Annotated in this window: 14 protein-coding genes; 5 read left to right on the top strand and 9 right to left on the bottom strand. The window is 44.7% G+C overall.

What is annotated here, in order from left to right:
• Positions 1-242 precede the first annotated feature (242 nt).
• Positions 243-1,532, bottom strand: a complete 1,290-nt coding sequence (locus tag ACHFJ9_RS11380; RefSeq protein WP_006741838.1) for an NCS2 family permease — start codon at positions 1,530-1,532, stop codon at positions 243-245.
• Between the two features lie 1,027 nt (positions 1,533-2,559).
• Here ACHFJ9_RS11380 and ACHFJ9_RS11375 point away from each other — a divergent pair.
• Positions 2,560-4,032, top strand: coding sequence for an aminoacyl-histidine dipeptidase (locus tag ACHFJ9_RS11375; protein ID WP_176320453.1), 1,473 nt, complete (start codon positions 2,560-2,562; stop codon positions 4,030-4,032).
• Between the two features lie 62 nt (positions 4,033-4,094).
• Here the strand turns inward: ACHFJ9_RS11375 and ACHFJ9_RS11370 are convergent, their stop codons facing one another.
• Positions 4,095-4,634 carry a DUF3332 domain-containing protein gene (locus ACHFJ9_RS11370; protein ID WP_047010162.1) on the bottom strand — a complete coding sequence of 180 codons (540 nt, stop codon included), beginning with the start codon at positions 4,632-4,634 and terminating at the stop codon, positions 4,095-4,097.
• A gap of 329 nt (positions 4,635-4,963) precedes the next feature.
• On the opposite strand from ACHFJ9_RS11370, the gene ACHFJ9_RS11365 reads away from it, so the two are divergent.
• The 3 genes from ACHFJ9_RS11365 to ACHFJ9_RS11355 all read left to right on the top strand — a co-directional run bounded on the left by ACHFJ9_RS11365 (position 4,964) and on the right by ACHFJ9_RS11355 (position 9,044).
• Positions 4,964-6,031, top strand: coding sequence for a succinylglutamate desuccinylase/aspartoacylase family protein (locus ACHFJ9_RS11365; RefSeq protein WP_005391426.1), 1,068 nt, complete (start codon positions 4,964-4,966; stop codon positions 6,029-6,031).
• A 264-nt stretch (positions 6,032-6,295) separates the two neighbouring features.
• Positions 6,296-8,482, top strand: a complete 2,187-nt coding sequence (locus ACHFJ9_RS11360; protein ID WP_395356861.1) for a TonB-dependent receptor domain-containing protein — start codon at positions 6,296-6,298, stop codon at positions 8,480-8,482.
• Positions 8,483-8,600: 118 nt separating this feature from the next.
• A complete protein-coding gene (locus ACHFJ9_RS11355) occupies positions 8,601-9,044 on the top strand; it encodes a hypothetical protein (RefSeq protein WP_047010164.1) in 444 nt (147 codons plus the stop codon).
• A gap of 90 nt (positions 9,045-9,134) precedes the next feature.
• On the opposite strand, the gene ACHFJ9_RS11350 is transcribed toward ACHFJ9_RS11355, so the two are convergent.
• Together ACHFJ9_RS11350 and purL are read right to left on the bottom strand one after the other, a co-directional pair.
• Positions 9,135-9,443, bottom strand: coding sequence for a DUF3622 domain-containing protein (locus tag ACHFJ9_RS11350; RefSeq protein ID WP_005391432.1), 309 nt, complete (start codon positions 9,441-9,443; stop codon positions 9,135-9,137).
• A gap of 294 nt (positions 9,444-9,737) precedes the next feature.
• Positions 9,738-13,631, bottom strand: a complete 3,894-nt coding sequence (gene purL / locus ACHFJ9_RS11345) for a phosphoribosylformylglycinamidine synthase (protein WP_395356859.1) — start codon at positions 13,629-13,631, stop codon at positions 9,738-9,740.
• 299 nt (positions 13,632-13,930) lie between these two features.
• On the opposite strand from purL, the gene mltF reads away from it, so the two are divergent.
• Positions 13,931-15,508 carry a membrane-bound lytic murein transglycosylase MltF gene (mltF, locus tag ACHFJ9_RS11340; protein WP_395357433.1) on the top strand — a complete coding sequence of 526 codons (1,578 nt, stop codon included), beginning with the start codon at positions 13,931-13,933 and terminating at the stop codon, positions 15,506-15,508.
• A gap of 585 nt (positions 15,509-16,093) precedes the next feature.
• Here mltF and tadA read toward each other — a convergent pair.
• From tadA to ACHFJ9_RS11315, 5 genes are all read right to left on the bottom strand, one after another.
• On the bottom strand, positions 16,094-16,603 hold the full coding sequence (gene tadA / locus ACHFJ9_RS11335) for a tRNA adenosine(34) deaminase TadA (RefSeq protein WP_395357431.1): 510 nt from the start codon (positions 16,601-16,603) through the stop codon (positions 16,094-16,096).
• A 252-nt stretch (positions 16,604-16,855) separates the two neighbouring features.
• Positions 16,856-18,415, bottom strand: coding sequence for an AbgT family transporter (locus tag ACHFJ9_RS11330; protein ID WP_005383758.1), 1,560 nt, complete (start codon positions 18,413-18,415; stop codon positions 16,856-16,858).
• A 287-nt stretch (positions 18,416-18,702) separates the two neighbouring features.
• The gene (locus tag ACHFJ9_RS11325) at positions 18,703-19,113 is read right to left on the bottom strand and encodes a prepilin-type N-terminal cleavage/methylation domain-containing protein (protein WP_154204806.1); all 411 of its coding nucleotides are present in this window, start codon (positions 19,111-19,113) and stop codon (positions 18,703-18,705) included.
• Positions 19,103-20,410, bottom strand: a complete 1,308-nt coding sequence (locus ACHFJ9_RS11320; protein ID WP_343429716.1) for a hypothetical protein — start codon at positions 20,408-20,410, stop codon at positions 19,103-19,105. The genes ACHFJ9_RS11325 and ACHFJ9_RS11320 overlap by 11 nt, the downstream gene beginning before the upstream one ends.
• The gene (locus ACHFJ9_RS11315; RefSeq protein ID WP_139059803.1) at positions 20,410-21,048 is read right to left on the bottom strand and encodes a PilW family protein; all 639 of its coding nucleotides are present in this window, start codon (positions 21,046-21,048) and stop codon (positions 20,410-20,412) included. Before ACHFJ9_RS11315 ends, ACHFJ9_RS11320 begins: the two co-directional genes overlap by 1 nt.
• Between the last annotated feature and the right edge of the window lie 10 nt (positions 21,049-21,058).

Below are 21,058 nucleotides of genomic sequence, written 5' to 3'. Positions count from 1 at the left end.
AATATGCATCCTCAAAATCTAGCGAACTCACTCAAAAGCGGAATGCTCACTGACCTCTCCAAAACGTATGGAGATGAGGATTTCAAGCTGCGCAAACGATTATTCTACCGAAACACACCGCTAATACCAACGGTGATATCAAAATTCTCTGCCTATTCCGCAGAAAAACCGTCTGAAGTGAACAACGTGAAAAAAGAAAAAGCCAGCGTGAATAAATCCACACTGGCTTTTTGCTCGAGAAATTAACCGACGAGGTATTTGACGATGAAGATGGCAGACATCACCCACACACTCATCGACACTTCACGGCCCTTGCCGCTGAATAATTTGATCGCCGAGTACGCGATAAAGCCTAACGTAATACCCTCTGCAATCGAGAACGTTAATGGCATCACCAAACAAGTCACAACAACTGGTGATGCTTCCGTTAGGTCACGCCAATCAATGCTTACCAGCCCAGACAGCATCAAAATCGCGACATAGAACAGAGCGCCCGATGTTGCGTAAGCTGGGATCATTCCTGCTAGTGGTGAAAACAACAGAGCAAGTAGGAAGAGCACACCAACAACCACTGCTGTTAGACCAGTACGACCACCAGCCGCCACACCAGAAACACTCTCAATGTAAGATGTGGTGTTTGAGGTACCAAGTAATGCACCTACTGACGTTGCCGTTGAGTCTGCAAGTAACGCTTTGTTTAAACGCGGGATGTTGCCATTCTCGTCCGTGAGGCCTGCTTTTTGAGAAACGCCAACTAGCGTACCTGCGGTATCAAACAAATCGACAAATAGGAAAGCAAACACAACGGAAATCATGCCAACTTCAAACAAGCCAGAGAAATCCAGTTGCATGAAAGTTGGTGCAATGCTTGGTGGCGTAGACATAATGCCGCTCCACTGCACATCACCAAATAGAAGGCCAAGCGCTGTAACACCAAGAATGGCGATCATCACCGCACCTTTCACACCACGGTGAACAAGCGCGATAGTAAGGAAGAAACCAATCGCAGCCAATACAGATGGCAATGATGTGATGTCTCCCATAGAAACTAATGTCGCAGGGTTATCAACGACGATGCCTGCATTTTTTAATGCGATAAATGCTAAGAAAAGACCGATACCGGCTGAAATACCAGTTCGAAGAGAATGCGGGATAGAGTTAATAATCCACTCACGGATCTTAAATATACTCAAAAGAATAAACAGCAGGCCTGAAACAAACACCGCCGCTAACGCAACTTGCCACGTATAGCCCATCCCCAACACAACAGAGTAAGTGAAAAATGCGTTCAGCCCCATTCCTGGTGCTTGTGCAATTGGGTAGTTGGCAACAAATCCCATGATGAAACAGCCGATAGCGGCCGCAAGACAAGTTGCAACAAAAATGGCACCACGGTCCATACCGGTATCCGACAGGATCGCTGGGTTTACAAAAATAATGTAAGCCATAGTTAGGAAGGTGGTAACACCTGCAATGATCTCAGTGCGCACATTTGTGCCATTGTCACTGAGCTTAAAAAGCCTCTCGAGCATGATCGAATCCTGTAAAGGTAAAAAAAGTAAACGGTTGCGTAATCGATTGGCGGGAATTATAAAGTTATCAAATAGCAAATTCTAGATAGAATCTTCACTCTAATGCGATTTTTTTCTTTGGATATGAAACCCATTCGCTAATTCTTAAAAGCAAAACAGAAAATATATTCTTATAAAACAACAATTAATAATTATTGCTCAGAACCCAACAACAGAATAAAAACTGAACAATGTACTAAACTTTCAAATAGAAACTAGGCGTTTTAAGCGTCATATCTAGGTGGATTTGACGGGGCAGTCGATAAAACTGAAGAACGGAGAATAGAATCCAGCCTTGATGGCAGAAAATGTGTCAGAAAGAGAAAGTGGAGATAAAAAAACGCCACCCAATTTGGGTGGCGGCGAATCATGTCAGCACTATCACTGAAAAAAAATTCCAATTTATAGGGGTGAACAAACTGTTCGAGTCACATGCGTTGACTTCACTTAGTAGCCAAAGCTTGTTGGGTATACAAAGTTGCCGGTGTAAACAGACTTGCTATTCCAGAACATTGTACTTGGTAAACCTTTCATAACTATCACCTTTTAAATCAATTAAACATTCGTTGATTTCTCGGTTCCTTGGAGGCGATAAAACGGACTCATCCTTTGAGCATTTCATTCTTCTTTCAGAAGCTGGTTACAAATATACCACCAAGAAATTTAATTACAAGCATTTTAGTGACTGGAATCACAAAAAATATATAAATTGACCTTCATCAAAGTTTAACTGTAATTAAATTACAGTTTTATGAATTAAAAAATAAAGCCACTTTCAGAATGTATGATAAAGAACGCACAGTGCCTGTTATTGTGTTCACAAACTGTGACAGTTCTGAGAGAAATCCTTGTGCACGCGACTACTCGTACTCCTTATCTGGTGGTATGCTAAACGGCAATTTGAAGGCCAAATCGTCTAGCATTTAATGCTATTTTGATAATATTTTTACGGTATATATTTGGCAAAGCACATCAAAAGGAGTCCTCCGTGTCTGAGTTCCATTCTGAGATCAGTACCTTATCACCTGCTCCACTTTGGCAGTTTTTCGATAAGATTTGTTCTATCCCTCACCCATCTAAACATGAAGAAGCATTAGCGCAGTACATTATCAACTGGGCAACAGAGCAAGGCTTTGACGTTCGCCGTGATCCAACCGGTAACGTGTTCATCAAAAAGCCCGCGACACCTGGAATGGAAAATAAGAAGGCTGTTGTACTTCAAGCACACATCGACATGGTGCCGCAGAAAAACGAAGACACCGAGCACGACTTCACCAAAGATCCAATCCAACCTTATATCGATGGCGAATGGGTAACGGCGAAAGGCACGACACTTGGTGCAGATAACGGGATTGGTATGGCTTCTTGCCTTGCTGTATTGGCATCTAAAGATATTAAGCACGGTCCACTCGAAGTTCTGCTGACAATTGATGAAGAAGCAGGCATGACTGGCGCATTTGGTCTTGAGGCTGGTTGGTTAGAAGGTGAGATCCTTCTAAACACAGACTCTGAACAAGAAGGCGAAGTCTACATGGGTTGCGCTGGTGGTGTTGATGGCACCATGACTTTCGATATTTCTCGAGAATCAACGCCTGCAGGTTTCGTAACACGCCAACTGACGCTGAAAGGCCTAAAAGGTGGTCACTCAGGTTGTGACATTCACACAGGTCGCGGTAATGCCAACAAATTACTTGGTCGTTTCCTTGCCGGTCATGCTCAAGAGCTTGATTTACGTTTAGTCGAATTCCGTGGTGGTAGCTTACGTAATGCAATCCCTCGCGAAGCGTTTGTTACTGTTGCGCTTCCTGTCGAAAACCAAGACAAGCTTGCTGAGCTGTTCAACCACTACACTGAGCTGCTTAAAACTGAATTGGGTAAAATCGAAACAGGTATCGTAACCTTTAATGAAGTGATCACGACTGACGCGCAAGTATTTTCAATCGCCGATCAGCAACGATTCATTGCGGCACTTAACGCTTGTCCAAACGGAGTAATGCGTATGAGTGATGAGGTGGAAGGCGTTGTTGAAACTTCTCTAAATGTTGGTGTGATCAGCACAGAAGAAAATAAAGTCACCGTGCTTTGCTTGATTCGTTCTCTCATTGACTCTGGCCGCAGCCAAGTTGAGAGTATGCTACGTTCAATTGCTGAATTAGCAGGCGCACAAATTCAGTTCTCAGGTGCTTACCCTGGCTGGAAGCCAGATGCAGATTCCGAGATTATGGCAATTTTCCGTGATATGTATGAAGGCATTTACGGTCATAAGCCGAACATCATGGTCATCCATGCTGGTCTTGAGTGTGGCCTGTTTAAAGAACCATACCCACACATGGATATGGTGTCTTTCGGTCCAACAATTAAATTCCCTCACTCACCAGATGAGAAAGTGAAGATTGATACCGTTCAGCTGTACTGGGACCAAATGGTAGCGCTTCTAGAGGCAATTCCAGAGAAAGCGTAATTCAACCACGAAAAACGACAAAGGGTGCTTTACGGCACCCTTTTTTGTTTGGCTGGACCAAATTACACGCGATTTTGCGTATAAGCAGCTAGCTCATCCATTGAGGTTTGTGCAACGACTTCGCCATCAATGTAGTAAGTGACAAACTCACCATCGCGCACACCCATGAGTGTCGCCTTCTCGCCGTTATTGTAAGTAATATCCATTTGAACAGTATTCTCATCGATTTGCTGCATTCGACCCTGCTCAATAACACGGTTATTCGCTAACGGTGCAATTGGCGCCGTCGTTAACGATTTATCTAACTGGTGGTTTACATCGATGTAAGTATCCATCTTTGTATCGAAGATATGTGGCTTACCATTTAAAGGGTTCTTACCCGTCCAAAACTCTAGAGAGTTAAACACGATGTAGTCCGCTGCGATTGCGACACCATAAACAGGTGCTAAAAGCATGTTTAGACCACCTCGAGCGTAACGGTTATCTACAGCTTTCAAGTTAAACCCCATGACATAACCTGTCACGGCATTACTGCCAACGCAACCTGAAAGTGAAACTGCTACAGCAGTCAATGCACCAATTTTAGCAATTGCCTTTTTCATCAAAACCTCTAGTTAGAAATGTTAGACCTCAAATTCGGCGCGGATATTATCGGATAAAAAGTAGGGTTAAAAGTCCGTTTTTTTGTCCTTCATTATCAGTATTATTTTTAATACAGTCACATTTTTTAAGCCTATGATTGCTCTTCCTTCTGTACCTCTCGTTATGTATTAAACTGATAGAAAAGATCATATTGAAAACAAAAACTTCACACATGCTGAGGTTTCGCGCATGACGATTAAAGTAATTTGTCGTGTCCTTAATGAGAATGATTAGTGCGATTTTGCAGCAATTGTTACATTGCTGATAACGCATTTGACAGAGATGGTTTATGGCCAGAAGTAAAAAAAGCAAAGTGTTTGAGCTCTTAGGGCATCAAATACAACCAGGACAACGATTAGAGATCGAATTTGAAGCAGCGAAGCTATACACACATTCGCCTTTATCTATTCCTGTGGAAATCATCCATGGGAAACAAGAAGGGCCTGTGTTGATGGTGAATGCTGCTATCCATGGTGATGAGCTTAATGGCGTAGAAATCGTTCGTCAGATCATTAACCAACTGGATCCACAAAAACTGAAAGGCACTGTCATTGCAGTACCTATCGTTAACGTTTTTGGTTTCATCCATAAATCACGTTACTTGCCCGATCGACGAGATCTCAACCGTTGTTTTCCTGGCAGTGAAAAAGGCGCGCTTGCATCTCGAATGGCACACGGGTTCTTTAACAACATTGCCAAGCGTTGTGACTACATTTTGGATCTGCACACCGGGGCCATTCACCGCACGAACTTGCCACAGATTCGCGCAAACTTAAGCAACCCAGAAACTCTGCGTATTGCTCAGGCGTTTGCGACGCCAGTGATTGTTGACTCAGCATTGCGTGATGGCTCTTTACGCAGTGAAGCAGAAAAATGTGATATCCCCGTGCTAACCTACGAGGCTGGCGAAGCATTGCGTTTTGATCCACTTTCGATCAGCGCTGGTGTACTCGGGGTTCGGCGCGTAATGCAAGCCATTGGTATGTTGCGTGCGAGCAGGAAAAAGCTGCCAGAGCCTATCATAGCGAAGTCCACCAGCTGGGTTCGTGCGTCAGGTAACGGTATTTTGCGTACTGTCGTTAATCTGGGAGACAAAGTGGAACAGGGTGAAACGCTCGCCTATATCAGCTCTCCTCTTGGACATGATGAGGTAGAGCTCAAAGCGCCTAAGCGTGGCTTGGTGATCGGTCAACAAACTTTGCCACTGGTTAATGAAGGCGATGCGATCTTCCACCTTGCTTACTTCAACCAAGGTGATGATTCGGTAGAACAAGCCGTTGAAAGTTACATTGAAGGACTGACCGAGTTCGATGTCGAGCCACTGACTACCGGACAGATCCCGTTAGAAACTCAGTAATTCCTACCAAGTACGCACTTGATTAGCTCGAAAGGAGCAACAGTGCTCGCACCATTTTGTTTAAAAGCCAATGAGCTCAGCGTCCATGATGCTGGGCTTTTTGTTTTCTGTAAGCTAACGATACTCATCGTAGTTTCCACGAATGGATAAAAAACTTTACAAACCATCGCAAAAACACATTTGATAATTAATCTCATTATCATTTATTAATCGTAATAATGTTCTTATAATCCGAGCTTCATAAAAACACTATAAATCATCAATATGAAACGATTAAAAAGTCATCCATTCAAAGTAAATCTCATTTCACTGACTTTGCTCTTCCCTCTTTATTCATATGCCGAGACAACGCCAAATGAAGAGCTCGAAGTCATCGGTGTGCGTTATGCCAAACCCATCACCGTTGCTGAGCCTGCGCAAACCACCATTAATTGGTCAGAGATTGAAGAGCAACAATACTCCAATTTTGCCTCAATGATCGATGCCGTTCCGGGCGCATCATTAGATGGCGGCGGCCGTTCCGGCGGCGAACGTATTAATATTCGTGGTTTTGATGATCCAAGCGATATCGCCGTATTTGTCGATGGCGCTCCCATTGGCTTTCAACAATACCGCTACGGAACTTTCTTTTTTGATCCGTTCTTGATTGGTGAAGCAGAAATTATCAAGGGCGCGCACGACTATCGAGCACTCAACGGAAAGTTTGGTGGCTCAATTCGTATTAAAACCAAGAGTGTCGATGACCTACTGTACGGCAATAGAAACTTTGGTGCTCGCATCTCAAGTGCATATAACACCAACGGCGATGAGAATGCCTACACGCTAACACTCTATGGTAAAAACGATGCTGGTTTTTATTTTCTAGCGAATGGCTCTTTAAAAGATTCTGATGACATTAAAGTTGGTGGTGGTGAAACGCTGGATTACTCAGGTTATGAGCAAGAAAACATGCTCGTAAAAGTCGGTTATGAAAACAACGATCACGAGTTTGAAATTAGCCACACTCGCTACAAAGATGAAGGTCGTAAACCTTGGGCTAACCGCCGCGGAAAAATGCCTAACATCACTGAGTACAACATCAAGAAATACGGATCATTAGAAAAAGCCAAATACGCATACACCGTCGATAATAAATACACGGATAACACCACGACCATCTCTTACCACTACATGCCGACTAACCCGTATATTGATTTCAATATCAAAATGGCACGTTCTGAAAACGATCGTCACTGGGTTCGCCCTGACGTGGCATTCGAGAAAATGTTCGTTTCTGTTGGCAGTTACGGTCACGAGTCTTGGTTAAGTTACGAGCGTGACTATGCTGATGTGTTTAACCAAGCGCAGTTCGGAGACCACACTCTAGTCACAGGGCTTCAATATCAAAAAACCGATAGAGACTCATTAGTATTCAACGCATCATACGACAGTAATGAAGCCAAAAACTACGGTTGGTATACCCCTTACTACGAACCATCTGGCACTCAGTCAATTTATGCGGCTTACATTGCTGATCACTATCAAGCAACAGACCGTCTAACCATCACACCTTCTCTGCGTTACGAATACATCAAGAGTGAAGGAAAAGGGAACGCCGCGCCGGATTATAATGATCCAGCCGCCGGACATGACTACGGTGAAACGACGCATAAAGGCTTTAGCCCACGTTTGGATATCGACTTTGATGCGACCAATAATACGCGTTTAAACGCCTCCTACGCCTACGCTTTAAAAGCACCAACCGTTGATAACATCTACTCAGTGCAATATGCGCGAGCTACCGCTACGGCTACTGCTTTGAATCTGGACGTGTCTCGTATCCATGCTTATCAAGCAAGCGTTATCAACTTAACGGAAGGGCTGGTGAACTCTCGCGATAACCTCGCAACAGAGTTAACTTTGTTCTATAACGATGTTAGCGACACAGTTGATATACGAACGGGCGAAAACCTCGACAAAAATACTACTGAGTTACAAAGCTGGAATACAAACCTAGATGGCTTTAAAAACTACGGCTTTGAGCTAATTTCACAATACCGGATTGAAGATTTCTACAGTAATTTCTCAGCAAGTTACATTCGCGGCAAAAACAAAGGCAGTCTATCTGACTCGACAGGTTCAGATGATGATCACCCTGATGTGCCACCATTAAATATCAACTTAGGTTTAGGTTACGAATGGATTCCAGGTTTACGCACTGGCTGGGAAGTCCGTTGGTATGATGCGCAAACCAAAACCAAGGCAAGCGGTAACAATTTAAAAGTGAAATCGCCAAGTGAGCAATACACGCTACAAAACGCTTACGTGGTTTGGGAAATACAACAAGTCGAAGGCTTGAGTGTTGGCGCTGTTGTGAAAAACTTAACCGATCGTTACTACGAAGCATACCTATCTAATGGCGTGCCTTCGCCTGGTCGCGAAGTCAAACTGCATCTCACTTATCAATACTAACCATACCTAAAAGATGCAGGGCAGACATTAACTGCCCTGCTATATCGTGTCCAACGGACATAATTGCACACCGTTTTATTTACCAGTACTATCATTTCTTTTTGCTTGCATACACACTATGAACAACTTAAAAACACTGTTTCTTCTTGCTTGCTTCGTTCCAGCAAGTCAAAGCCTGGCACAGACTTCCGAGAGCATTGCTGACTACTTACAAGAGCAGAGTCAGCACCAAGTTATTGAGGATCATTACGCACAACCAACAACAAATAATCTGAATCTAGACGCCAAAGCAAACGCGTTAACTTGGCACGAAGATGGCAAGCCGGATCACTGTCGTTACGCCAAGCAGCCCAAGGACGTCGCAACACATTTCGACTACGGTGAAGCAAACGATCTATCTGACGGATTGCAACACTTTGATTTACCAGAGAGGCACTCGGCAAAGGGCAAGTCAACACATCGCACTTATGCTAATAACCCTCACCTTCTTCCTGGCAATAAACAATTTGCAGCCCCTGAAGACGGTACGTTTAGTCTGTCAGTATCTTCGGATTGTTTTTAAGTCGATACAATAAAAAATGCCCTGAGACAAAGCTCAGGGCATTTTCACTTTTTGTTTGATGGGTGACGTCACCATCTCACCGACTTGAATCTATTCTTCGTCAGCGTCTACTTCAGCGTCACGTGCTTTGCGGGCTTCTTCTTTACGAACTTTTGCCGCTAGTTGTTCTGCTTCACGCTCTTGACGTTGCGCTGCTTTACGCTCGTTACGAACCACTTGGTTTTGGATAAAACCAGCCAGTTCTTGTTCAGCCCAAGCTTGTGCTTTCTCTTCGCTGTCAAAGCCAGTTTCACGCTTTGATACTACAGTCTTACGAGATGTCACTTGGCGAGTGATTTCTGCGCTCCAGCCGTTACGTTTTTCAGTGACGCGGATAGCAAATTTTGGATTCTTAGACATTTCTTTCATTTCCTAAGGGATTTAGGGATCAATCAGGGATTCGGTCAACTTGATAACTCCATCTAAGCTGAGCTGTTTAACACCATCCCTTGGTAAGCGCGGTATTAGAGCATAAAAGTAATCTAAACGCTGCAAGTTTTTTACGCGAGATAATAGATGACAAAGAAGAGGCAGAACAAAGCAACGTTTCGCCAAGTCACTAGAAAGAGCGGCGAAGAAAAAGAGTGATAAGAAAAAAGAAAGCGCTGGTCTCTCAACCAACGCTTTACTTAAGCTAGATTAACCTTTGGTTAATTAACCGATATTCTTACGGGCATTTTGGAACATACGCATCCAAGCACCATTTTCACCCCAACCTTCCGGAGCCCAAGAGTTTGCAACTGTGCGGAATACGCGCTCTGGGTGAGGCATCATGATAGTCACGCGACCATCTGCTGTTGTTAAGCCAGTAATCGCGTTTGGCGAACCGTTCGGGTTGTTCGGGTATTGTTGTGTTGGGTTACCGAGGTTATCCACGTAACGAACCGTAACCGTACCTGATGCTTCAATCGCTGCTAGGTGCTCTTCATCACGTACTTCTACACGCCCTTCACCGTGGGAAACCGCGATTGGCATGCGCGAACCAGCCATTCCGTCGAAGAATACAGAATCAGATTTCTGAACTTCAACTAGGCTAAAGCGCGCTTCAAAACGCTCAGATTCGTTACGAACAAAACGTGGCCACAAGTCTGCACCCGGGATAAGTTCTTTCAGGTTAGAAAGCATCTGACAACCGTTACATACACCTAAAGAGAACGTCTCTTTACGGTTGAAGAAGGCTTGGAACTGTTCACGGGCTTGTGCGTTAAACAGGATAGACTTAGCCCAACCCTCACCCGCACCTAGTACGTCGCCGTAAGAGAAGCCACCACAAGCTACTAGGCCATGGTATTCATCCAGTACCGCTTGACCCGTTAGGATATCGCTCATATGGATGTCGGTTGCCTCAAAGCCTGCGCGGTCAAACGCTGCTGCCATTTCGACGTGGGAGTTAACACCCTGCTCACGTAGAATCGCCATCTTAGGTTTAGCACCTTTCGCAATGTACGGTGCTGCAACGTCTTCATTTACGTCGAAGCTGAGCTTAACGTTTAGACCCGGGTCAGAGTTGTCTTTCTTAGCTTCGTGCTCTTGGTCAGCACACGCTGGGTTATCACGTAGCGCCTGCATCTTATGCGTTGTTTCAGCCCAGATAACACGTAGTTCGGTACGTGAACGTTCAAGCACAACTGCATCACCAGAAGTGATAATAAAGTCGTCTGAAGCGTTAACTGAACCAATCACATGTGAACATGCCTCTAAGCCGTTTGCCGCCAGAGTAGATAGAACTGAATCCAGATCATCATTCTTAACTTGAACAACCGCACCTAGCTCTTCGTTAAATAGAACGGCTAGCGCATCATCACCCAGCTCTGCGATGTTCGCTTTTACGCCACAATGACCCGCGAACGACATCTCAGCCAGTGTAACAAACAGACCACCGTCGCCTTTATCGTGGTAAGCCACCAGCTTGTCATCACGTACTAACGCTTGCATTGCATCAAAGAAGCCTTTTAGCTGCTCAGCGTTATCTACGTCAGCAGGTTTGTCACCCAGCTGTTTGTATACTTGTGCCAATGCTGTCGCACCTAAGCGGTTTTTGCCGTTACCCAAGTCAACAAGAACTAGAGAAGTATCGCCTTTGTCAGTGCGTAGTTGTGGAGTCACGGTCTTACGTACGTCTTCCACACGACCAAATGCCGTGATAACTAGAGACAGTGGAGAAGTGACTTCTTTACTCTCGCCGTTCTCTTCCCACTTGGTTTTCATCGACATGGAGTCTTTACCAACTGGGATCGTCAAACCTAATGCAGGACAGAGCTCTTCACCCACCGCTTTGACTGCTTCATAAAGACCTGCATCTTCACCTGGGTGACCCGCTGGCGACATCCAGTTCGCAGACAGTTTAATGTGTTTAATATCACCGATGTCTGTTGCCGCAATGTTCGTTAGTGACTCACCAACAGCTAGGCGAGCCGATGCACCAAAGTCTAGTAATGCCACTGGCGTGCGCTCACCCATCGACATTGCTTCGCCGTGGTAAGTGTCATAGCTTGCCGCTGTTACTGCACAGTTTGCTACTGGTACCTGCCAAGGGCCAACCATTTGATCACGAGCAACCAGACCCGTTACTGTTCGGTCACCGATAGTAATTAGGAATGTTTTTTCTGCAACCGCTGGAAGACGAAGTACGCGATCCACCGCTTCATTAAGCTCAATACCATCACGAACAATGGCAGGGCTTTCCACCTTTAGTGTGGTTGCGTCGCGGTGCATCTTCGGTGGCTTACCAAGCAGGATATCCATTGGCATATCGATTGGCGTATTGTCGAAGTGAGAATCTTCTAGCGTTAGATGACGCTCTTCTGTCGCCACACCCACCACTGCATATGGTGCGCGTTCACGCTTACAGATTGCATCGAATGCTTCCATGTTTTCTGGCGCTACCGCAAGAACGTAACGCTCCTGTGATTCATTACACCAAATTTCTAGCGGACTCATGCCCGGCTCATCGTTTGGTACATCGCGTAATTGGAACTTACCGCCACGCTCACCGTCGTCGACAAGTTCAGGCAATGCGTTAGAGATACCACCCGCGCCCACATCGTGGATAAATGCGATTGGGTTGTCGTCGCCTAGCTGCCAACAACGGTCGATCACTTCTTGACAGCGACGCTCCATCTCTGGGTTTTCACGCTGTACTGACGCGAAGTCCAGATCTTCTGCTGACTGACCAGACGCCATTGAAGACGCCGCGCCACCACCAAGACCGATGTTCATTGCAGGACCACCAAGTACGATTAAGCTCGCACCCACTGGAATTTCTTTCTTCTGCACGTGTTTGTCACGAATGTTACCCATACCACCAGCAATCATGATTGGTTTGTGGTAACCACGGATTTCTTCACCCGCGTGAGAGGTCACTTTTTCTTCGTAAGTACGGAAGTAACCCAATAGATTTGGACGGCCAAATTCGTTGTTGAATGCCGCGCCGCCTAGAGGACCTTCAAGCATGATGTCTAGCGCGTTAACAATACGACCTGGCTTGCCAAAGTCGGTTTCCCATGGCTGTTCAAAACCAGGAATACGTAAGTTAGAGGTTGTAAAACCAACCAGACCCGCTTTTGGCTTACCGCCGATACCCGTCGCGCCTTCGTCACGGATCTCACCGCCTGAACCAGTCGATGCGCCCGGCCATGGAGAGATTGCTGTTGGGTGGTTGTGCGTCTCTACCTTCATCAAGATGTGTGCATCTTCATGGTGGTAAGTATATTGGCGTGATTTTGGATCTGGGAAGAAACGACCCGCTTTAGAACCCGTCATAACGGCCGCGTTGTCTTTGTATGCAGACAGTACATAGTCAGGTGTCGTTTCGAACGTGTTTTTGATCATTTTGAACAGAGACTTAGGTTGATCTACCCCGTCGATAGTCCAATCTGCGTTAAAAATTTTGTGGCGACAGTGCTCTGAGTTCGCCTGAGCAAACATCATCAATTCAATGTCGTTTGGGTTACGCCCAAGCTTAGTAAAGCTCTCTACCAAGTAATCAATTTCATCTTCTGCGAGTGCCAAGCCTAGGGAAACGTTTGCTTCTTCAAGCGCAAGACGACCGCCCGCTAAGATATCAACATGTGCGACAGGCTTAGGCTCTGCGACTGTAAACAGCGCTGACGCAGCTTCAAATTCTGTAAATACCGTTTCCATCATGCGGTCATGAATTAACGCTTTGACAGCGTCAACTTGAGCTTCTGATAGAACAACTGAAGATTCGACATAATAAGCCGTACCGCGCTCTAGACGTTTCACTTTATCCAAGCCACAGTTAACAGCGATATCGGTAGATTTAGAAGACCAAGGCGAGATAGTGCCTGGACGAGGCGTAACAAGAAGTAGAAGACCTTCTGGCTCATGCTCTTCGATGGTTGGGCCGTAAGTTAGTAACTTTTCAAGTTTTTCTAACTCTTGGTCATCAAGGTCAGACTTTAGATCGGCAAAGTGCATAAACTCGGCATAAATGCCAGTTACAGGCAGATCTTGTTCACGACAAAGTTCCAGTAGTTTATTAACACGAAACTCAGAAAGAGCTGGGGAGCCACGCAAAATTCTCATGTGCTTAGGTCTCTTATGCAATTGATTAAGGTGATATTGGAATAAATTCAGACACTTAAAATAAGCCCTGTCGAACCTATGCCGATTCCACCTCGTCATTGCGAGCGCATTATATAGCAATTGTTTTTGTGATGTAACACCAAAAGCAACCGTTTGCGTCATTTTTTTTGTCAAATTTGAATTACGACTAAAATGTCGATAAAACACACAATGTCACGCTATAAGTGTGTGATTCACTTTGCCCCATGAGCTCGCTTTGATATAAAGGCAAATAGAAATTTCCTAAGATGTACCTATTAATGCAAATAAGCCAGCTCAACCGACTCAAGCGCAGCGCTCTAATTTTTGTTTCTGTGCTACTACTCTCTGCCTGCCAGATTGAGTCGGAACCCAAAAGTGAATTCGAAAAGATTCAGGAACGTGGCGTGCTTCGTGTTGGCACGCTAAACAATCAGCTTTCCTATTATATTGGTCCCGATGGTCCCGCTGGGTTGGATTACGAATTGGCGCGTCAGTTTGCGGAGCAGCTCGGCGTCAAGCTCGAGATTAAACCTGCCTTTCGCCAAGCTGAGCTTTTTCCTGCTCTTAAGAAAGGAGATATTGATCTCATCGCTACGGGCTTAAATCAAACGTCACAAGCGGTAAAACGCTTTAGACCGGGCCCTGCTTATTATTATGTAAGCCAACAAGTTGTGTATAAAAAGGGGCAACTTCGACCACGTGATATCGAACAGCTGATTGAATACCAAGCATCGAAAGACAGCGAATCTGACGAAGATACAAATGCAGGCGCGCAAACATTAAAGATTGTCGAACAATCGCAATATGTTCCGACCCTAACCGCATTAAAGAAGAAATACCCAGAGCTGCAGTTTGAAATTGTTGGCGATGCTGACACGAGAGACTTACTTAAATACGTATCCACTGGTGAGTTGCGTTTTACTGTGACTGACTCTGTGGAACTTTCCCTAGCTCAGCGCCTTTACCCCGATCTTGCGCTCGCGTTTGAACTTACAGAAGATCAACCAGTATCGTGGTTTACTCGACGCTCTGAAGACGAAAGTTTGTATGCGATGCTGATAGAGTTTTTCGGTAACATTAAACAATCAGGAGAACTGTCCACTCTCGAAGAGAAGTACATTGGTCATATTGAAGCATTTGACTACGTTGATACTCGCGCATTCATTCGAGCTCTGGATGACAAATTGCCTCAGTGGGCACCTTTATTCCAAAAGTACAGCGAAGAGTTCGACTGGCGCTTAATTGCAGCATTGGCGTATCAAGAATCACACTGGAAGCCAGCGGCAAAATCGCCAACAGGTGTTAGAGGGATGATGATGCTTACTCTGCCAACAGCGAAAAGCGTCGGGGTAACAAACCGTTTAGACCCTGAGCAATCTGTTCGTGGTGGTGTCGAGTACTTACGTCGCATTGTAGGTCGCGTGCCTGATAGTATCAACGAGCATGAAAAAATATGGTTTGCCCTGGCTTCATACAACATTGGCTATGGCCACATGATGGACGCACGACGACTTACTAAAGCGCAAGGTGGCGATCCAAACGCTTGGGCGGATGTAAAAGACAGATTGCCTTTACTGCGTCAGAAGCGTTACTACAGTCAAACTCGCTATGGGTACGCCAGAGGTGATGAAGCGCGTAATTACGTAGAAAATATTCGACGTTACTACCAATCCATCATTGGTCATGTCAGCCAAAGACCAGCGATTGATGAGAATAGCGATGACTTGCAAGTTATCCCGCCGCTCAACCCCGACATTTTGATATCAGGAGCAGTAGAGGCTGTCGTCGAGCAAGTCTCAGGTGCTTCTGACGTCACGGTTGAAGAAGACACCGAACAAGAAAGCCTTGAAGAATAGACCCGCTGTAAACTAAAAAATGACGAGCCCATGAGCTCGTCATTTTTGTTGAGTCCTAGCGAAAACTTATCTAGAATCCAAGACTCTGAGTGACACCAACCACACTCAACCATTCCTTTGGTTGGTCGCCTTTTTCACCGTTAGTTAAACTGATTGCTTTGTAACAGATTGCTTCGTAACCACATTGTTTAGCTCAGTTGATGAAGCGGCGCTATCGGCTACGCTCTGCCGAAATAACGCCACTCCTATTATTAAGCACCGTATTGAAATTGTTTGCTGGCTCTGTGCAATGCAGAAGTCAAATGAAGAACGTTTAAACCATACAATGTTTAGTGCGATTATCGAGCCTATTGCCAAGCATCGATGAGCCGCGCTTTACTGGTATAAGTCTTGTCTGCAGGAGGTTTTGAATATGAGAAGACGTAGAGTGCAGTCAAAGCGTTTAAATAACACAGTAGCTGCTATCCGACGTAAACGTAAACTGACATGTATGAAAAAGAAAGTAAGTTCACGTAATCGTGTTTTTGTACATTTAGTCAATCACTAGTGCGTCCAAGCAAACATCTACCACGTTGTAGATGTTTGCTAACTCTCACTATTTCCATATTTTTGTCCACTCTCTCCATTTTCTAATGCTTTTTGTGCTTGTTTCTTCGCTTTAATTTCCTTTCGGCGACGCTTAAAAAACGCTTGTAGCTGAGTACGGCACTCATCTTCTAGTAGCCCCTTTTCAACCAAGGCGTAATGGTAAGCAGCTTGGCTTTCAAACAAATTAAGCACTGTTCCTGCTGCTCCAGCTTTTAAATCTGGCGCTCCAAAAACGACCCGCTTAACGCGGCTATGCAATAAGGCTCCCGCACACATTGGGCATGGCTCAAGTGTTACATACAAAGTCGTATCCAGAAGGCGGTAATTTTCTAGCTTTTGGCCTGCTTTACGCAGTGTTTGAATCTCAGCATGTGCGGTAGCGTCATTAGTACCAATAGAGCGATTCCACCCCTCAGCGATAATTTCACCATCTTTGACAAGCACTGCGCCGACAGGTACTTCCCCCTCAGCTTCTGCTTGCTCAGCAAGCACCATCGCTCTGCGCATAAACAATTCATCTTGAGGGGTAAACGGATGGTTAGACAAAGGAGGCTCCAAAGAAACAAAAAACGATTGAATTCAGGAATTTTAGCACCAACTTCGGTTTCACTACAGCAACACATCACGGGACAAAGTTTGCAACTCCAAAAAACCTAGTTACAAGACCTATCGATGTTCGTTTTGCGAGAACAAAAAAGCGCAGATCGAAGACCTGCGCTTTTTGGCTGCCAATTAGCGGCTTTCACACCCTACACGTTTTTACATTGTGTAAGTGTAAGGAGCTTGAATGCCTAGCGGGATACCTACCATCCAATAAGCAACTAGGAAGATAGACCAACCGATCAGCATTGCGATCGAGAATGGCATCATTAGTGACGCAAGCGTACCGATACCAGCCGACTTCACATAACGCTGACAGTAAACCACTACAAGAGGGAAAAATACCATTAGAGGCGAAATGATGTTCGATACAGAGTCACCCACACGGTAAGCCGCTTGAGATAGCTCAGGCGAGATACCAACCGCCATTAGCATTGGCACTAGGATTGGACCAATTAAAGCCCATTTTGCCGATGCCGAACCAATAAGTAGGTTTACAGACGCGGTTAGAAGGATCATACCGATGATAGTCACTTCACCTGGTAGGTTCATCGCTTTTAAGCCTTCTGCGCCATACAACGCTAGCATCGTACCGATGTTTGACTGAGCAAATGCAGATAGGAACTGAGCACAGAAGAACGACATTACAATGTATGCGCCCATGGTCGACATAGTATCAGCCATCGCTTTGATAATGTCGTTGCTGGTCTTGAACGTTCCAGACACTTTACCGTAAACGTAACCAGGAATGATAAACAGAATAAAGATCAACGGCACGATAGACTTCATGATCGGTGCTGAGAAGGCAGTAATTTCACCTTCAGGCGAGCGAAGTGCTGATGTTTCTGGAATTAACGCTGCAACAAGTAAAGCAATACCCGCCATCATTGCCCAACCTGCATAACGGAATGCTTTTGATTCCAGTTCAGTAAATGAACCTAGGTTTGGCGCGGTTTCCGCATCGTCATCAATTGGCATTTTTGACAAACGAGGCTCGATGATTTTCTCTGTCACGTACCAACCAATCGCTACAATAATGATGGAAGATAGGCCAGTAAAGAAGATGTTTGCTAATGGGTTAACCACGTATTCAGGATCAAGAACCTGCGCCGCGGTTTGCGTAAAGCCTGCAAGTAGTGGATCGATACCAGAAGGGATAAAGTTTGCAGAGAAGCCACCAGATACACCTGCAAATGCTGCCGCAATACCCGCTAGAGGGTGACGACCTGCCGCATGGAAGATAATACCGCCCAGAGGAATAACCAGAACATAGCCTGCATCTGCCGCAGTATGCGACACAATAGCAACCAAAATAAGCATTGGAGTAAGAAGCTTAGCTGGCGTGAAGTTCAGCATCTTCTTAAGACCCGTCGTAATAAAGCCCGAAGAGTCTGCAACGCCCACACCTAGCATCGCGACAAGTACGATACCCAGTGGCGCAAAACCAGTAAACGTCGTCACCATGTTCGCAAGGAAACTTGCTAGCGCTTCGCCCGTAAGTAAATTAGTGATGGTAAGAGCTTCGCCCGTTCGAGGGTTTGGAAGATCGAATGATACATTCGACAAAAGTGCTGACGCCGCCCAAGTAATGATCAATGCCCAGAAGAACAAAATCGCAGGATCAGGAATTTTGTTACCTGTCCTCTCGATAAAGTTTAAAAAGCGCTCCATCCCGCTCGGCTTCGATGATGGTGCCTTATTTACAGCTTGGTTACTCATGGTAACTCCATAGTGAATGATGTTGGTGCCAAGGCCTATTTGAATAATTATACGGCCTACTATCCAACGAGTATTCTAGTAAACACTAATGGAGAAAGCACAAGGTTCTATATTTTTTTTCATAATTGGAGACATATTTTGCAAAAACACCACTTCAATTAAACATAATAAAAACAGTAGCACATCAACTCGATTAACAGTTCAAAAACCATTTATTAACCGCGACAAATCCGGTATCAAACAGGAATTACACCCGCATTTGTCTCAGCGCATGCATGCAATTGAACTTAGTTTTCGAATTCACTGTACTGTGAAATCATAGTTTTCAGCTGAACGGATTGCGTCTGCCCCATTCTATCTTCCCAACTTGTTGTGATGATGATCGTCTTTAGTGAACCTGATACAGTAGCAGGTGGCACATCCCACTCCACCGTGTACGCTCCAGTGGCGGAAGATCCTGTCACGATAGAGGCAAAACTGGCAGTAGAAATCGTAGAAAGCGCATCCGAAGCACCACGCGTTCGGAACCATTCAAGCTGGTTCTCTGTTAGACGCAGTGCTTCAATACTTTTTATGGCATATTCGGATTCACGTTCTAGATACACGTTTAGCTTCGTTAAACCTAACGCGCCTACGCCAAGAAGCAGGAAAGAAATTAAGACTTCTAGAAGGTTAAATCCTTTTTGTTTAGAGATCATTCCAAGAGCCCTTTTTCCAATGTGCTTTCTTCAGCTTCTCTTGAGGCTCCTCAATTACATCGCGATTGTATTGGAATGATAACGCGGCATTAAAGAGTGCAAATGTTCCTGGTGCATCCATGACAAATCCTCCTAACGGGTTAAATGCACCGTGCTGAAAATAGCCAACCTTTGCCTTTTCCATAGGCACTGTTGTTTTTAAAGCCGCTATGACGCCATCCAATTCGGCATCATTGGCAGAGCCAGACCAGTCGGTAAAATCAAATGTAGCCCCAGTTGTAGGTTCGGTATACAGCGGAGAAATAAAGTGGTAAAGCATTCCTTTGAAATCCTGCGTGCCTATCGTAGAAAAAATACCGTCTTGAACGACTAGAATTATCCCGCTCCCACCCAGGCTATTATCTATGGCGTTCTTTATACTCGTAAAATCGGCCGTATTAATTTCACAGCCACCATAAACCCAAATAAGATCTTTCCCATTTTCGATATTGCTAACAATCCCCTCCGCGCATGTCTCGTTGAATACAGGAGAAGGGAGATCTGCTTTTGAGTTCAATTTCATACTATTTAATGACAAGGGTACATATCCGAACAGGGAATTATCCGACATCACATCGAACCACTCACTTCGAGGGACATCAAATACATCTTTAAACGGATCCATATCCGAAGACTGACGATAATCACTCTCAGATGCAGCAACACTTGTTCCCCAACTATAGTGAGTAGATGCGCACTTTTGTTCTTGTCCTGCAGGACTGTCAGGGAAACTCGAATAAGGCTTATCAGATAGCTGATAGGGGTGAAAAGTGTTTACACTTGTTGCATAAAAAAAGTTGTAGTAAAGAACAGAAGTGCATTCCCAGAAATTATTACCGAGACTTTTACTCGGATCTGGAGAGCTCGTATATGAGCCATTAATCACGAGGTCGGATTTAGATTTTATCGCTCCAGCCCCACTGCTTGTAGGTAGTTTAATGGTCTTTTTAATTTCCCGATTACCTATCGTTGAAGTCACTAGACTTGAAGAGCCCGAGGAATATGTTAAGGCATCAAGCCCCATAGCTGTGATGCAATCATTCACATTAGTTGGCAATGTTTTATTTATTTTTGTCTTGCTATAGACGCACTCTAGCCCTCCTTCTGCACGCCAATGTTCCTGTCTTGCTTCAATTTGATTATTGGCTCGTTTAATTTGGTAAAAGAGGGATTTATAGCTACCGAGAGACATCATTAATGCCACAACTAGCAATACGCTCACAACTAACAACGCAGCTGCACCTTGTTGTTTCTTCATTACTGCCAGTTCCTTTGCATCGCAGTAAACGACTGCTGAGTGTGAATATCTGTCGCATCTTTCAATTCGGTTCCCAATGTAACGGTCACCAGTACACTTTTTGCATCAGTGCTTTCTAACAGTTCACTAGTAAGGTCAAAACGATTAACGTGAATAACTTTCTTATCAAAAAGATTTTTACATGAGCCAGTGCCTGCAAGGTTAATCACGTCATCAACATCCCATATCGTTGTTTGCTTTTTTTCACAAACAAATAGCGACTCTGGCGTGCTAACTCGTTGCTCATAAGCTACGTTTTTATATAAAGGAAAAGAGCTAGCGCCAGCGCCAGAAACACCTATGTAATAAGCATAAGCAATCACCCCTCTATCAACATCATCGAGAGTGTAAATTGTGTTTGATGAGCCAGATATTTTTATAGAATTGCCATCGTTACCATCAAAACCAGCACGCTGAATGTCACTCTTGAGCATTTGCACAACACTTTCAGAGTTCTGTAACAACATTAGCTCTTTCGACCGTTCCATTATCACCCTTTGACCACTCACATAAATTGCCCCCACTGTCGCAAGAGAAATAAGCCCAAGTGCAGATGCGATCATAAACTCAACAAGGCTTGCCCCTTTTTGTTTAAACATAATCATCCTT

The sequence above is a fragment of the Vibrio sp. D3 genome (assembly GCF_043995865.1).
GTDB classification, from domain to species: domain Bacteria; phylum Pseudomonadota; class Gammaproteobacteria; order Enterobacterales; family Vibrionaceae; genus Vibrio; species Vibrio diabolicus.
This window is presented reverse-complemented; position numbering and strand designations above follow the sequence as displayed.